Origin of the sequence: Staphylococcus sp. HMSC065D05, assembly GCF_001813195.1 — a bacterium.
In the GTDB taxonomy this organism is placed as follows: domain Bacteria; phylum Bacillota; class Bacilli; order Staphylococcales; family Staphylococcaceae; genus Staphylococcus; species Staphylococcus epidermidis.
On record NZ_KV811720.1, the window covers coordinates 30702 to 45780 of the forward strand.

Annotated in this window: 16 protein-coding genes and 1 other annotated feature; all 16 genes read right to left on the reverse strand. The window is 34.5% G+C overall.

Annotation, left to right across the window (positions count from 1 at the left end; genetic code table 11):
* Positions 1-110: 110 nt before the first annotated feature.
* The 16 genes from rpoB to gltX all read right to left on the reverse strand — a co-directional run bounded on the left by rpoB (position 111) and on the right by gltX (position 14785).
* Positions 111-3662 carry a DNA-directed RNA polymerase subunit beta gene (rpoB, locus tag HMPREF2897_RS00800; protein ID WP_001833083.1) on the reverse strand — a complete coding sequence of 1184 codons (3552 nt, stop codon included), beginning with the start codon at positions 3660-3662 and terminating at the stop codon, positions 111-113.
* A gap of 215 nt (positions 3663-3877) precedes the next feature.
* Positions 3878-4486: a class I SAM-dependent methyltransferase gene (locus HMPREF2897_RS00805; protein ID WP_038813071.1), complete on the reverse strand. Its 609-nt coding sequence runs from the start codon at positions 4484-4486 to the stop codon at positions 3878-3880.
* A 191-nt stretch (positions 4487-4677) separates the two neighbouring features.
* On the reverse strand, positions 4678-5046 hold the full coding sequence (gene rplL / locus HMPREF2897_RS00810) for a 50S ribosomal protein L7/L12 (RefSeq protein ID WP_001832283.1): 369 nt from the start codon (positions 5044-5046) through the stop codon (positions 4678-4680).
* A gap of 37 nt (positions 5047-5083) precedes the next feature.
* The gene (rplJ, locus tag HMPREF2897_RS00815) at positions 5084-5584 is read right to left on the reverse strand and encodes a 50S ribosomal protein L10 (RefSeq protein WP_001832306.1); all 501 of its coding nucleotides are present in this window, start codon (positions 5582-5584) and stop codon (positions 5084-5086) included.
* Between the two features lie 39 nt (positions 5585-5623).
* Positions 5624-5771 (reverse strand) — a sequence feature (ribosomal protein L10 leader region).
* 87 nt (positions 5772-5858) lie between these two features.
* Positions 5859-6554, reverse strand: a complete 696-nt coding sequence (gene rplA / locus HMPREF2897_RS00820) for a 50S ribosomal protein L1 (protein ID WP_001832314.1) — start codon at positions 6552-6554, stop codon at positions 5859-5861.
* A 213-nt stretch (positions 6555-6767) separates the two neighbouring features.
* Positions 6768-7190, reverse strand: coding sequence for a 50S ribosomal protein L11 (gene rplK / locus HMPREF2897_RS00825; RefSeq protein WP_001832298.1), 423 nt, complete (start codon positions 7188-7190; stop codon positions 6768-6770).
* A 330-nt stretch (positions 7191-7520) separates the two neighbouring features.
* Entirely contained in the window at positions 7521-8069 is a 549-nt protein-coding gene (gene nusG, locus HMPREF2897_RS00830; RefSeq protein WP_002458643.1) for a transcription termination/antitermination protein NusG, read from the reverse strand.
* A gap of 10 nt (positions 8070-8079) precedes the next feature.
* Positions 8080-8262, reverse strand: a complete 183-nt coding sequence (gene secE, locus HMPREF2897_RS00835; RefSeq protein WP_002438679.1) for a preprotein translocase subunit SecE — start codon at positions 8260-8262, stop codon at positions 8080-8082.
* Positions 8263-8324: 62 nt separating this feature from the next.
* On the reverse strand, positions 8325-8468 hold the full coding sequence (gene rpmG / locus HMPREF2897_RS00840; protein WP_001832285.1) for a 50S ribosomal protein L33: 144 nt from the start codon (positions 8466-8468) through the stop codon (positions 8325-8327).
* 123 nt (positions 8469-8591) lie between these two features.
* Positions 8592-9167 (reverse strand): sigma-70 family RNA polymerase sigma factor, encoded by a 576-nt coding sequence (locus HMPREF2897_RS00845; protein ID WP_002458644.1) that lies wholly within the window; start codon positions 9165-9167, stop codon positions 8592-8594.
* Between the two features lie 69 nt (positions 9168-9236).
* Positions 9237-9764, reverse strand: coding sequence for an NYN domain-containing protein (locus HMPREF2897_RS00850; protein ID WP_070592446.1), 528 nt, complete (start codon positions 9762-9764; stop codon positions 9237-9239).
* Positions 9761-10510 (reverse strand): 23S rRNA (guanosine(2251)-2'-O)-methyltransferase RlmB, encoded by a 750-nt coding sequence (gene rlmB, locus HMPREF2897_RS00855; protein WP_070592449.1) that lies wholly within the window; start codon positions 10508-10510, stop codon positions 9761-9763. Before rlmB ends, HMPREF2897_RS00850 begins: the two co-directional genes overlap by 4 nt.
* 7 nt (positions 10511-10517) lie before the next feature.
* Positions 10518-10904, reverse strand: coding sequence for a Mini-ribonuclease 3 (locus tag HMPREF2897_RS00860; protein ID WP_002486691.1), 387 nt, complete (start codon positions 10902-10904; stop codon positions 10518-10520).
* Between the two features lie 4 nt (positions 10905-10908).
* Complete coding sequence (gene cysS / locus HMPREF2897_RS00865; RefSeq protein WP_038813066.1) at positions 10909-12309, reverse strand: cysteine--tRNA ligase; 1401 nt, start codon at positions 12307-12309, stop codon at positions 10909-10911.
* On the reverse strand, positions 12293-12922 hold the full coding sequence (gene cysE, locus HMPREF2897_RS00870) for a serine O-acetyltransferase (protein WP_172952487.1): 630 nt from the start codon (positions 12920-12922) through the stop codon (positions 12293-12295). Before cysE ends, cysS begins: the two co-directional genes overlap by 17 nt.
* A gap of 408 nt (positions 12923-13330) precedes the next feature.
* On the reverse strand, positions 13331-14785 hold the full coding sequence (gltX, locus tag HMPREF2897_RS00875) for a glutamate--tRNA ligase (protein WP_038813067.1): 1455 nt from the start codon (positions 14783-14785) through the stop codon (positions 13331-13333).
* Positions 14786-15079: the final 294 nt, after the last annotated feature.

The following is a 15079-nucleotide window of genomic DNA, read 5'->3' on the forward strand; positions in this document are numbered from 1 at the left end:
AGATTAGCTGTGCTATTTGATTGATTACATTCATTGAAATTAAATACCTTAAAGAGGTTGAAATGACTAGCATTTCATACCTCTATGGTTTCAGTTATCTTAAGTGCTTATTAATCGGTAGTTTCTTTTTGTGATTCTGGAGCACTCTTTTGTTGTAAATCTACTTTGCGTTCTGCTGCATCTTCGTCATCAACATCGGCCATTTCGATTTCATTATCATGCTCATCCATCACTTTAACATCTAGACCTAAACTTTGTAGTTCTTTCATCAATACTCGGAATGATTCTGGAACACTAGGTCTAGAAATATTCTCACCTTTAACTATAGACTCGTAAGTTTTAACACGACCTACAGTATCATCAGATTTATAAGTTAAGATTTCTTGTAAAGTATAAGCAGCACCATAAGCTTCAAGTGCCCATACCTCCATCTCACCGAAACGTTGACCACCAAATTGTGCTTTACCACCTAATGGTTGTTGTGTAACAAGTGAGTATGGTCCAGTAGAACGTGCATGTAACTTATCATCTACCATGTGTGCAAGTTTAAGCATATACATGACACCAACTGAAATACGATTATCGAAAGGTTCACCAGTTCGTCCATCGTATAGGACAGTTTTACCATCACGCGCCATTCCAGCTTCTTCGATAGTTGACCAAACGTCATCATCGTTGGCACCATCAAACACTGGAGAAGCAACGTGGATTCCTAAGTTTTTAGCTGCCATACCTAAATGTAATTCTAATACTTGTCCAATGTTCATACGTGATGGTACACCTAATGGGTTTAACATAATGTCGATTGGTCGACCATCTGGTAAATATGGCATATCTTCTTCTGGAACAATCTTAGAAATAACACCTTTGTTACCGTGACGACCACACATTTTGTCACCAACATGTATTTTACGTTTTTGGACAATATATACACGTACTAATTGGTTAACTCCAGGAGATAAAGTATCGTCTCCTTCTTCACGATTAAAGACTTTAACATCTAAAACGATACCGCCAGCACCATGAGGTACACGTAATGATGTATCACGAACCTCACGTGCTTTTTCACCAAAGATAGCGTGTAATAATCTCTCTTCAGCTGTTAATTCTGTTACACCTTTAGGCGTTACTTTACCTACTAAGATGTCACCGTCTTTAACCTCTGCACCAACGTAAACGATACCACGATCATCTAAGTTCTTAAGTGCACTTTCAGATACGTTTGGAATATCACGTGTGATTTCCTCAGGTCCTAATTTCGTATCACGAGCTTCTGACTCATACTCTTCAATATGAATAGATGTATATACATCATCTTTAACTAGTCGTTCACTCATAATTACAGCATCCTCATAGTTGTAACCGTCCCATGTCATGAAACCAACAACTACATTTCGTCCTAATGCCATTTCTCCTAATTCCATTGAAGGACCGTCCGCTAAAATCTCATTATATTCAACAACATCACCAATTGATACAATCGGACGTTGGTTATAACAAGTACCAGAGTTTGAACGCTTGAATTTCGCTAAAGGATAACGATCTAATTCACCTTCATGCTCAGTTCCATTTTCTTCAACTAAACGACGAACTAAAATTTCATTAGATTCAACATGTTCAACGCGCCCTCTATGCTTAGCAGTGATTGCAGCACCAGAGTCTCTTGCGGCTACATGTTCCATACCTGTACCCACAAATGGAGCTTCAGGATTCATTAAAGGCACTGCTTGACGTTGCATGTTTGCTCCCATTAACGCACGGTTAGAGTCGTCATTTTCTAAGAATGGAATACATGCTGTTGCTGCTGAAACAACTTGTTTTGGTGAAACGTCCATGTAATCCATTTTCTCTTTAGCCATAACAGTGTTATTACCACGGAAACGACAAACAACTTCATCATCTAAGAAACGTCCATTTTCATCAAGTCTAGAATTAGCCTGTGCAACAACGTAGCTATCCTCTTCATCAGCTGTCAAATAATCTATTTGATCGGTGATTGAGTTTGTATCTAAATCCACTTTACGATATGGCGTTTCAATAAAACCAAATTCATTCACTCTAGCATAACTTGACAATGAGTTTATTAAACCAATATTAGGACCCTCAGGTGTTTCAATTGGACACATACGCCCATAGTGAGAGTAGTGAACGTCACGCACTTCCATTTGAGCACGTTCACGTGTTAATCCACCAGGCCCTAAAGCAGATAAACGACGTTTGTGCGTTAACTCTGCTAACGGGTTAGCTTGGTCCATGAATTGAGATAATTGTGAACTACCAAAGAATTCTTTGATTGATGCAATAACTGGTCTGATATTAATCAGTTGTTGTGGCGTAATAGAATCTGTATCTTGTATTGACATTCTTTCACGAACAACACGTTCCATTCTTGATAAACCGATACGGAATTGATTTTGTAATAGCTCACCGACAGAACGTAAACGACGATTACCTAAATGATCAATATCATCTGTATAACCAATGCCATTCAATAAGTTGAAGAAATAACTCATTGAGGCAACAATATCTGCTGGAGTAATACATTTAACTTCAGAATCAGGTAGTGCATTACCAATGACAGTAGTCGTACGACCTTCTTCATCGTTAGGCACATATACTTTAATAGATTGGATTTCTACAGGTTCGTCAATTACGCTACCTTCAAGTTCAAATACTTCGCTATTAGCGTTTGTTTCTAATACGTCCATGATTTCGTCAAGTTTACGACGATCTAAAACTGTTCCTTCGTCAACGACAATTTCACCAGTTTCACTGTTAACAATTGGCTCTGCTAATTTTTGATTGAACAAACGATGTTTTAGGTGTAATTTTTTGTTCGCTTTATAACGACCTACACTAGCTAAATCATAACGTTTAGGGTCGAAGAAACGAGAATATAATAAACTTTTAGCATTTTCTACTGTTGGTGGTTCGCCAGGACGTAAACGTTCATAAATCTCTAATAAAGCTTGTTCTGTATTTTCTGTCCCATCTTTTTCTAATGTATTACGTAAATACTCGCTGTCTCCTAATAAGTCAACAATTTCTTGATCAGTTGAGAAACCTAGCGCACGTAGTAATACAGTCAATGGTAATTTACGTGTTCTATCGATACGAACATATACAACATCTTTAGCATCTGTCTCATACTCTAACCAAGCACCACGGTTAGGAATGATTGTTGCATCATAGTTTTCACGTCCATTTTTATCGATTTTCTCGTTAAAATACACGGATGGTGAGCGAACTAATTGAGATACGATAACACGTTCAGCACCATTAATTACGAACGTACCTGTATCTGTCATCAGTGGAAAATCACCCATGAAGACTTCTTGTTCTTTAACTTCACCAGTTTCTTTAATAATAAGACGCACTTTCACACGAAGAGGTGCTGCATAAGTAGCGTCACGGTTTTTTGATTCTTCTAAATCATATTTAGGTTCACCTAATCTGTAATCTACAAATTCTAAAGATAGGTTGCCAGTGAAATCTTCAATTGGAGAAATATCTCTGAACATTTCTAATAAACCTTCTTTAAGGAACCAATCATAAGATTTTGTTTGAATTTCTATTAAGTTTGGTAATTCTAATACTTCTGAAATTCTCGCGTAATTTCTACGTTTACGATGTCTTCCATATTGGACAACTTGACCTGCCAAACAGATTCACCCCTCAAAAATTGTGTGTTCACCCTTACTTTTCAATTGAATATAATAAATAATATAAAAGACAAAAAGAAAACGGCAACACATATGATGACACCATTTTCGATTTCTATTTACACTTAATTAATTTATCCATTTTACGTAAAAGTACACACTTATTGAACATAAATTTTTACATTTTATAACTATATCAGAATACCATTTCGAAATCAACCTTTTATACTTTTCAAAATATAATATCCTTTACTCTTAGCTATAATTTCTACATTGCCAAATAGTTCTTCTATTTTCTTTTTAGCTGAAGGCATACCTTGCTTTTTTTGAATGACGACATAAAGTTCACCTGTAGTCTTGAGTCTGTCAAACGCTTGTTCAAAGATTCGATGAACAATGTCCTTACCAGCTCTAATAGGGGGATTAGTTAAAATGTAATCAAAGCACTGATGATTGACAGTAGATAAACAATTACTTTCCATAATCGTTACATTATCCACTTGATTTTTCGTCTTATTCATTTCTGCCAACGCCAAGGCTCTATTGTTAATATCCAACATTGTAATCTGATGGTGTGGAGATGCTTTTCCTATTGCTAAACCGATAGGACCATATCCACATCCTACATCCGCAATGGTTTTACTTGGACCTGGAGGATGTTCTTTTAAAAATGTTTTAATTAGTAAGTCTGATCCAAAATCCACACTATCTTTTGAAAACACTCCAGCGTCAGTAGTAAGTTCTAGTTGCACATTTTTTATTTGATAACTAATTCTTTTTGGGTTACTTTTAACATCAGGTTGCTCATCGTAATAATGACTCATTTCTTCACCTCTATTTTTATCATTCAATCCAAAAGCATTTAGTATGCTTGTATTAATTAATTGAAAAACCCCGTTATTAGAATAACGGGGTTTTAACTTCTCAAAGAATTCAGGTTGCATTTGCATTGAAATCTATATTAAATAGGTTAAACATACATTTTCAACCTAACTATTTAATTAGAAAGTAGAAACTATTTTAATTCTACGCTAGCTCCAACTTCTTCTAATTGTTCTTTAAGTTTTTCAGCATCTTCTTTAGGCATAGCTTCTTTAATTACTTTAGGAGCTCCGTCTACTAATTCTTTAGCATCTTTTAATCCTAAGCCAGTTGCTTCTTTAACTGCTTTAACAACTTTAATTTTTGAAGATCCAGCTGAAGTTAATTCAACATCAAATTCAGTTTTTTCAGCTGCAGCATCTCCGCCACCAGCTGCACCTGCTGCTGCTACTGGAGCTGCTGCAGTTACACCAAATTCTTCTTCAATTGCTTTTACTAAATCGTTTAATTCTAATACTGACATTTCTTTAATTGCTTCAATGATTTGTTCTTGATTAGCCATTTTATATTTCCTCCATTAATTTAATTTTTATGCGCAATTATTCAGCGCTTTCTTCTTTTTGTTCTCCAACAGCTTTAACTGCATAAGCGAAGTTGCGTACAGGTGCTTGTAATACAGATAAAAGCATAGATACAAGACCATCGTGTGAAGGTAATGAACCAACTGTTTTAACTTCTTCAGCAGAGATAACGTTACCTTCCATAACGCCTGTTTTAACTTCTAAAGCTTCATGTTCTTTTGCAAATCCCGCAATAACTTTTGCTGGTGCAACAACATCTTCAGTAGAAGTTGCGATTGCTGTAGGACCTGTTAAGAATTCATCCAAGCCTTCGATACCTGCTTGTTCAGCAGCACGACGAACCATAGTGTTTTTGTATACTTTATACTCAACACCAGCTTCACGTAATTGTGAACGTAATTCAGTAACTTCTGCTACAGTTAAACCACGGTAGTCAACGATAACTGTTGAAACTGAATTTTTAAGTTGTTCAGCGATAGTATCGACTTGTTGTTTTTTTGCTTCAATGATAGCAGACATTCAGACACCTCCATTTAAATTTATTGGGTGCTTTTTTTAATCACAATAAAAAAAGCACTTTCTACCCACGGCAAAAAGTGCTTGAAAGATCATTAATCATCACGTTCAAGTCAATTTTAGCCTCGGTAGGATATTGTTTTAAGTTATTAATAACTCCTACTGTCTTAGGTAAAATAATCACAAGTATTAATATAACTGCTTTAGTATAAAAAGTCAACAAAAAATTACAGACTAAAATTGATAGTTAGCCTGTAATTTGTTTTCTATTTAAAATTTATAGTTTGAAAGATGAAGTATCGACTTTCACTCCAGGACCCATTGTTGTTGTAACAGCAACAGATTTGAAGTAAGTACCCTTAGCAGAAGCTGGTTTAGCTTTCGCTAATACATCTTGTAAAGTTCTGAAGTTATCAACTAATTTTTCTTCATCGAATGACACTTTACCAATTGACGCATGTACAATACCTGCTTTTTCAGCACGATATTCTACCTTACCAGCTTTGATTTCTTCAACTGCTTTTTTAACATCCATTGTTACAGTGCCAGTTTTAGGGTTAGGCATTAAACCTTTAGGTCCTAATACTCGACCAAGTTTACCAACTTCACCCATCATGTCAGGTGTAGCTACAACTACGTCGAAATCAAACCAACCTTGTTGGATTTTTTGTACGTAATCTGCTTCACCTACATAATCTGCACCTGCTTCTTCAGCTTCAGTGATTTTATCGCCTTTAGCGAAAACGAGTACACGTTGTGATTTACCAGTACCGTGTGGTAATACTACTGCACCACGGATTTGTTGGTCATTTTTACGTGTATCAATTCCTAAACGGAATGCAACTTCAACAGAAGCATCGAAATTAGCAACGCTAGTTTCTTTAGCTAATTTGATTGCTTCTTCAACACTATAGTATTGAGTGCGGTCAACTTTACTAGCTGCTTCTTGATACTTTTTACCTTTTTTAGCCATTTATAGTTCCTCCTTTAGTGGTTTTAGCGGAATTTCCTCCCACATTCACTTGCGCCTTGCAAGTTAAGAGCAGATAACAGAGATGAACGTTAACATCACTACTTTGCAATGTTAGCAAACCAATAGACAATATTCATTGTATACCTATCTGTTACCTGCTTTTTATCGTCTAAATTAAGTTTATTTCAAATTAATTTAAAAAGTTTCGCTTTATTATTGTACAGTGATACCCATGCTACGTGCAGTACCTTCAATAATACGCATTGCCGCTTCTTCGTCTGCAGCATTTAAGTCTTGCATTTTTGTTTGAGCAATTTCGCGTACTTGATCTTTAGTTACTGTTGCAACTTTAGTTTTATTAGGTTCCCCAGAACCTTTTTCAACACCAGCTGCTTTTTTAAGTAGTACTGGAGCCGGCGGAGTTTTTGTAATGAATGTAAATGAACGGTCTTCATAAACACTGATTTCTACCGGAATGATTAAACCTGCTTGTTCTTGCGTACGAGCATTGAATTCTTTACAGAATCCCATAATGTTCACACCTGCTTGACCTAATGCTGGACCAACTGGTGGTGCTGGATTCGCTTTACCTGCAGGAATTTGCAATTTAACTACTTTTTCTACTTTTTTAGCCACGATGTGCACCTCCTTGATATCGTGATGTGGTCACAGGGCTTAGTTTTGCCCTCCCACTCTTAAACATTTCGTGACGAAATGAGCGCTATAAAAGCGCGACCACATTATTTTAACACTCATATTGATAAAAAATCAATAGTAAAATTTCATCTTTACTAACTACGCTATTATTATTTGTTTTATTTTATACATTCATATCGTTTGTTAATGTACATCCATCACTTATAAATAAAGGAATATACTTTTCTAACCTACAATTCTATTTTCTTTTAATGAATATCTTTTTTAATCTATTCAAATGTGTTTTGAATAAATTTAAACAAAATGGTTTTATAATTTTTCAATTTGGTCAAATTCAACTTCTACAGGTGTTTCACGACCAAACATATCCACAAGTACAGTAAGCTTGAATTTATCCGCTTCAATCTCTTGTACTTCTCCAACTTGATTAGCAAAAGGACCTGATTGGATACGAACTTGTTCTCCAACATCGAGTTCAACATCTATTGTTTTCTCTTTAAGACCCATTTGCTTAAGAATGAAGCGTACTTCTTCAGGAAGTAGTGGGTTAGGTTTTGAGCCTGCACCTGCAGATCCGACAAATCCTGTAACTCCAGGAGTATTTCTAACTACATACCACGACTCATCTGTCATGATTAACTCAACTAACACATATCCAGGAAATGTTTTCTTCACAAGCTTTTTAGCTTTCCCGTCCTTAACTTGAGTTTCTTCCTCTTCTGGTATGACAACTCTGAAAATTTGTTCAGTCATATTCATAGATTCTACTCTTTTTTCTAAATTCTTTTTAACTTTATTTTCATATCCAGAATAGGTATGTACAGCATACCAACGCTTAGCGCCTACTTCTTCAGACATGTCTTCACTCCTAACCTAAAAATAATTGTTTTAATGCATTAATTCCTATGTCTAAGGCATAGAAAAAGACTAAGAAGAATATCACTGTAGATACAACTATTATTGTATATTTAAATAATTCTTCCTTAGTTGGCCAACTCGTCTTTTCCATTTCTGACTTAACACCTTTAAAGAAACTTTCTTTTTTAGCCATCATAAGACCTCCACACTCTATGACTTTCTAATGAAAGTCATATTCAATTAATTGATATCATCTTATTTTGATTCTTTATGAACTGTATGCGCGTTACATCTTGGACAGTATTTTTTTAAAGTAAGTCTCGTTGCTGAGCCTTCTTTTTTAGGAACATTGTAATTCCGATTGCCACAATTCTCACAATTCAAAGGTACTTTCTTCACAATTATTCACCTTTACTCATTATAATACCAATATACTATACATAAGTATTGTATTAAATGTCAAACTTATACGCCACGCTATAATTTCCTCACTATACAGTATACTCTTTACATATTATTTTCTTATTTAAAACTTCTTTTAAGTTTCCATTTACTACGTTGAATCGCATTATAAACAACTTTGGATTCTAAATTTAAAACCATGGCAATCTCTTTTGGCTTGTAATCATTAAGTAGTAATCGAATAATACGTCTTTCCATTCGACTGAGTTTGTCTTCGCTTCTTTTAAAAGCTAATGTTAATTCTTTTCTAATTATCGATCTTTCTATATCGTTTAATGCCAAAGTAGCATTATATTCAACAATACATTCATTAACAAGTAGCGGTTGACGTTTATAATTCGCTCTTACTTTTCTAAGATAGTCATATTTAACCGAACGAATTAAGAAGTAAATATAATGTTCTATTGGTACACCTTGTTGATGGTCGAATTTATGCAAGGCACGGTAGAATTTAATAACAATCTCTTGATACATATCCTCAATGTCATACTTATTATGGGAGATATACCTTATTTTTTTGTAAATCAGTGGCTTTAGTTCTTCTATTAAAGACTCAAATAGTTCTTCAGAACATTTATTTTCTGTTTGCGATAGACACATTGCTGTATATTCTTGTTGCTGTTTATTCAGATTCATATATCTAACCTTTCGAGTAAGTTGAAATTAGTTTATATGAAATCTATCTAAAATCACAACAGAGCAAAATTAGTCTTTTTTCTGATTGCCACGTCTAATCTTTTCAAATTCTTCAAGTATCTCATTAGATAACGGAATTCTAATTCTTGGTTTCTTTTCGCTAAAATCATCAAGTGACTTGTTAACAACAACCTCATTTTCTTTTAATTCACGCCACATTTCTCTTGAAGAAATACGATATGCACCTGAACCAAAAATAGCATGTTGTTCACTCATATCACTTGTTACAACGGTAATGTGTGTCGTGTGTTTATTATATAGTTCATACACGTAGCGTTCTATAAAACTATCTGCAGTTTCTTTTTCTTTAGTAAAGATTGTTTTGACGCCATGATAGAAGTATTCCCTTTTTATCCCTGACTGTTCATAGGCATCAAATACACAGACAATTTCATCTGCTATTAATGCATTGTAGTTGGCAATTGTGTCTAATAATTGCTCTCTAGCTTCTTCTAAATTCTCTTTAGCAACAGTGCTAAGTGTTGAGGATTGGCCAATCATATTGTAGCCATCTATAATTAAGTATCTTTTCTTCATGAATTTTCCTCTAACTGATGACGTTTACGATATACTTCATACATCATTAAACTTGCAGCCACAGAAGCGTTCAAGCTATTGACATGTCCAACCATTGGAATCTTAATATGAAAATCACACTTATCACTCACTAAACGACTCATACCTTGCCCCTCACTACCTATAACAATACCTAGTGACATATCTGCTTGTAAATCTCTATAATCCGTTGCATTACTAGCTTCTGTACCCGCAATCCAAAAGCCGCTGTCTTTTAATTCATCGATAGTTTTCGAAAGATTAGTAACTCTTATGACCGGAACATGCTGAATCGCTCCTGTAGAAGCTTTGGCAACGGTCTGTGTTAACGCAACTGATCGTCTTTTAGGTATAATAACCGCATCAACACCAGAAGCATCTGCTGTTCTTAATATAGAGCCAAGATTATGCGGATCTTCTAAACCATCTAAAATGATAACAGTTGAATAACGGTCTTTTTTCTTTTGTTTTTGTAAAAATTCATCGAAGTTTGCATATTCATATGGGGCTACTAAAGCAGCCACACCCTGGTGAGGTGCATTTGCTAAAAAATCTAATTTAGATTTTGGTACCGTTTGTACAATTAATTTTTGTGATTTTGCATTTTTTAAAATGTCGTTAATTTGTTGCTTTTTTATACCATCTTGAATCAAAATCTTATTTATGGCGTGACCTGATATAATCGCTTCTTTAACTGCGTGTCTACCTACTATCACTATATCTTCCACATTCACACTACCTTTCATCCACTATCCTAACAATTGTTTCTAATAAGTTTTCTAAGCGTTCTGATTGATGGTCTAAATATAAAAATCCGATAACAGCTTCTAACGCTGAGCTTTTACGATAAGTTTGAATGTCAGTATTTTTAGCTTTTGTATAACTTTTAGCGTTACGTCCTCGTTTTAAAACACTTAGCTCTTCCTCTGTAAACCAGTCAATCTCTAACAAATACTCTAAAGTCTCAGCTTGACTTTTCGCTGAAACGTAACTTTTCGATACTTGGTGCAAACGATGAGGTTTACTTTGTAATTTTAGCACGATATATTCACGCACATGTTGATCAAGTACTGCATCACCCATATATGCCAATGTTAAAGGATTAAGAAGTTTTACATTCATATGTTTAGCCACGTTTAAATCTTACACCTTGTGGGGTATCTTCTAAAATGATATGACGTGTTTTTAACATATCTCTAATTTCATCTGCTCGTGCGAAATCTTTATTTTTACGTGCTTCATTACGCTCCTCAATCAATTGTTCAATGTCTTCATCTAGTAACTCTTCTGTTTCTTTACTCTTAAGTGGTACACCAAGAACGTCACTAAAAATGCTATACACTTCTTTAAATCTATTTAAAACTTTTGTTGAAGTTGTGTTTTCTAATACATATTTATTTGCAAGTTTAGCTAAGTCATACCATGCAGTTACTGCATTAGCAGTATTAAAGTCATCATCCATTACTGTTTCAAATTGATTTAGTATTTTATCTATTTGTTGTATATATTCTGATTGTTCTTCCAAATCTGTAGCAATTTCTTCTCTTTCCTCAATTAACTTGTAGCTATTACGTATACGTTCAAGACCACTTCGCGCCGCACCTACTAATTCTAAATTGTAGTTTATTGGGCTACGATAATGCACACTAATCATAAAGAATCGTAATACGTCTGGATCGACTTCTTTAATGATATCGTGAACTAAAATGAAATTTCCTAGAGACTTACTCATTTTCTCATTATCAATATTAATAAAACCATTATGCATCCAATAATTTGCGAAAGGAGCATGATTATGAGCCTCTGATTGAGCAATTTCATTTTCATGATGCGGAAATTGTAAATCTGAACCACCTGCGTGAATATCTATTGTAGGTCCTAGTTCATGATAAGCCATTACCGAACATTCAATGTGCCAACCTGGTCTACCTTTACCAAACGGACTATTCCAACTAATTTCCCCTGGCTTAGCTTTCTTCCATAAAGTAAAATCTAACGCATCTTCTTTTTGTTCTCCAGCTTCAATACGAGCGCCAACTTTCAAATCATCTAATGATTGATGACTTAACTTACCATATCCATCAAATTGACGTGTTCTAAAATAGACATCACCGTCACTTTCATATGCATAACCTTCATCTACTAATTCCTTGATAAAATCAATAATTTCACCCATATGGTGCATCACACGCGGATTAGATGTAGCCTTTTTCACATTCAAAGCACCAACGTCCTCATAAAAAGCTTTAATATACTTTTCAGCAATTTCAGGAACACTTTCATTGAGTTCTTTAGAGCGATTAATGAGTTTATCATCAACGTCTGTGAAATTAGAAACATAAATGACCTCATATCCCTTATATTCGAAATATCTTCTGACTACATCATAATTAATAGCTGGTCGTGCATTTCCAATATGAATATAATTGTAAACTGTCGGCCCACATACATACATTTTGACCTTACCTGGTTCAATGGGCTCAAACGTCTCTTTCCGACGTGTTAAGGTATTATATAATGTAATCATCTTGAATCTCTCCATTCTTAGCTTTTTCAAGCTGTCTTTCTAAGTGTTTAATTTGTTCAAAAAGTGGATCAGGTAAGTTACGGTGATCAAATGTTTTACCAATACGTCTACCTTCTTGTTTAACAATGTGACCTGGTATACCTACTACAGTTGTATAACTAGGAACTGACTGTAATACTACAGAATTAGCTCCAATATTCACATTTGATTCAATTTTTATATTACCTAATATCTTAGATCCAGCTGCTATCAACACATTATCACCAATATCAGGATGGCGCTTTCCTTTTTCTTTACCTGTACCACCTAAAGTAACTCCTTGATAAATAGTGACATTATCACCAATTGTACATGTTTCTCCAATAACTACACCCATGCCATGGTCGATAAATAAACGCTTACCAATTTTTGCACCTGGATGTATTTCGATTCCGGTGAAAAAACGTGATAATTGAGAAATCATTCTGGCTGCTACATAACGTCTATTTTTATATAATTTATGGGCAATTAAGTGACTCCAAACTGCATGTAATCCAGCGTAAGTAGTTATTACTTCTAAAGTCGAGCGCGCTGCAGGATCCTGTTCAAACACCATCTTTATATCGTCTCTCATTCTTTTTAACACGAACGTCTCCCCCTTAGTCTAATCAAATTAATTTCAACACGTTTAAATCACTACACGGAATATCACTGATAGCATAGTTTAAAAATATGAAAAGAGCACCTCTAACATTTGTTGCTAGAGGCGCTCTCGCACGGTTCCACTCTTCATTTAATAGCAATACTCATATTTGATTTATTACTATTCTCATCTCAATTATTTATTTTTATTAACAAAGGTGCATTCATTAATATTTATGATGTGCTCACAGCTCCCGCACACTCTCTGACACATAAACATTTAACTACTAATCCTTTGAATCATTTTATATTTATAATCATATGTTGTCACTTGTAAAATTTCAAGTCGTAAACACTTTATGACTTAATATTTATTAAATAAATAACTAATCCTATTTATTTAAACAAGTTTTTTTAAGCGTGACAATACTTTATCTTTGCCTAATACTTCAATTGTGTTAGGTAATTCAGGACCATGCATTTGTCCAGTAACAGCAACACGAATAGGCATAAATAATTGTTTACCTTTAATACCAGTTTCTTTTTGAACTTCTTTAATCATTTTTTTAATTTCAGTTGCCTCAAATGATTCTAAAGATTCTAATTTACCATATAAATGGTTCATTAGTTCTGGCACTTGTTCTCCTTGTAATACCTCTTGTTCATCTTTTCCTAGTTCCGGCATTTCATGGAAGAACATTTCTGATAATGGAACAATTTCACCAGCGTAACTCATTTCTTTTTGATACAACGCTATTAATTTACGTCCCCATTCTCTATCCTTTTCTGATGGGTTTTCAGGTATAAGATTAGCCTTGATTAAATGAGGTAATGCAAGTTCAAATACTGTTTCTGTATCTTTTGTTTTCATATACTGGTTGTTAACCCAAGCAAGTTTTTGTCTATCGAACATAGCTGGAGACTTAGACAAGCGTTTTTCATCAAAAATCTTTATAAATTCTTCTTTAGAAAAGATTTCCTCTTCACCTTCAGGTGACCAACCTAATAATGTAATAAAGTTAAATAATGCTTCTGGAAGATATCCTAAATCACGATATTGCTCGATAAATTGTAGGATTTGACCATCCCGCTTGCTTAACTTTTTACGCTCTTCATTAACAATGAGTGACATATGACCAAAACGAGGTGCTTCCCATCCAAATGCTTCATATATCATTAACTGCTTAGGTGTATTCGAAACATGGTCATCACCACGTATAACATCTGATATTTGCATATAATGATCATCTACGGCAACTGCAAAATTATAAGTCGGAACACCATCTTTTTTTACAATTACCCAGTCTCCGATATTGTCAGATTCAAAGGAAATTTCTCCTTTAACCATGTCATTGAACGTATATGTTTGATCTTTAGGCACACGGAAACGAATTGATGGTTTACGCCCTTCCGCTTCGTACTGTTGACGCTGTTCTTCTGTTAAGTGCGCATGTTGTCCACCATATCTTGGCATCTCTCCACGGGCAATTTGAGCTTCACGCTCTGCTTCTAACTCTTCTTCAGTCATATAACATTTATATGCTTTGTCTTCCTCTAATAGCTGTTGAATTAGTGGATTATAGATTTCTGCACGTTCAGATTGACGATAAGGTCCAAAACCTTTATCTTTATCGACGGATTCATCCCAATCCAAACCTAACCATTTTAGATTATCGAATTGTGAAGATTCACCATCTTTTAAATTACGTTTACTATCTGTATCTTCGATGCGAACAACAAAATCACCATTATAATGTTTAGCAAATAAATAATTGAATAATGCTGTTCTTGCATTACCAATATGCAAATATCCTGTTGGACTTGGCGCATATCTTACTCTGATACGTTCACTCATTATTTTCACTCCTACTATTAATTGTGTGGATAATAAATAGCCAAATATTAATTAAAATACTTTGCAAATTATACATCAATAAAATGATAACTATGACCACTAACAAAATATGCAAATAAATGCAGTAGTTTATTGTAAGTCGTTTAATTTTAAAAAAGTTATTCAAACGATAAGGATACGCTAAAGTATACCTTGATGAATAACTTGATTAAATATTGAATATTCTAATCCACCTAACATTTCAATAATATTGTAGCACTTAAAGGCCTCTTTGATAAGTCACATGTTTAATAT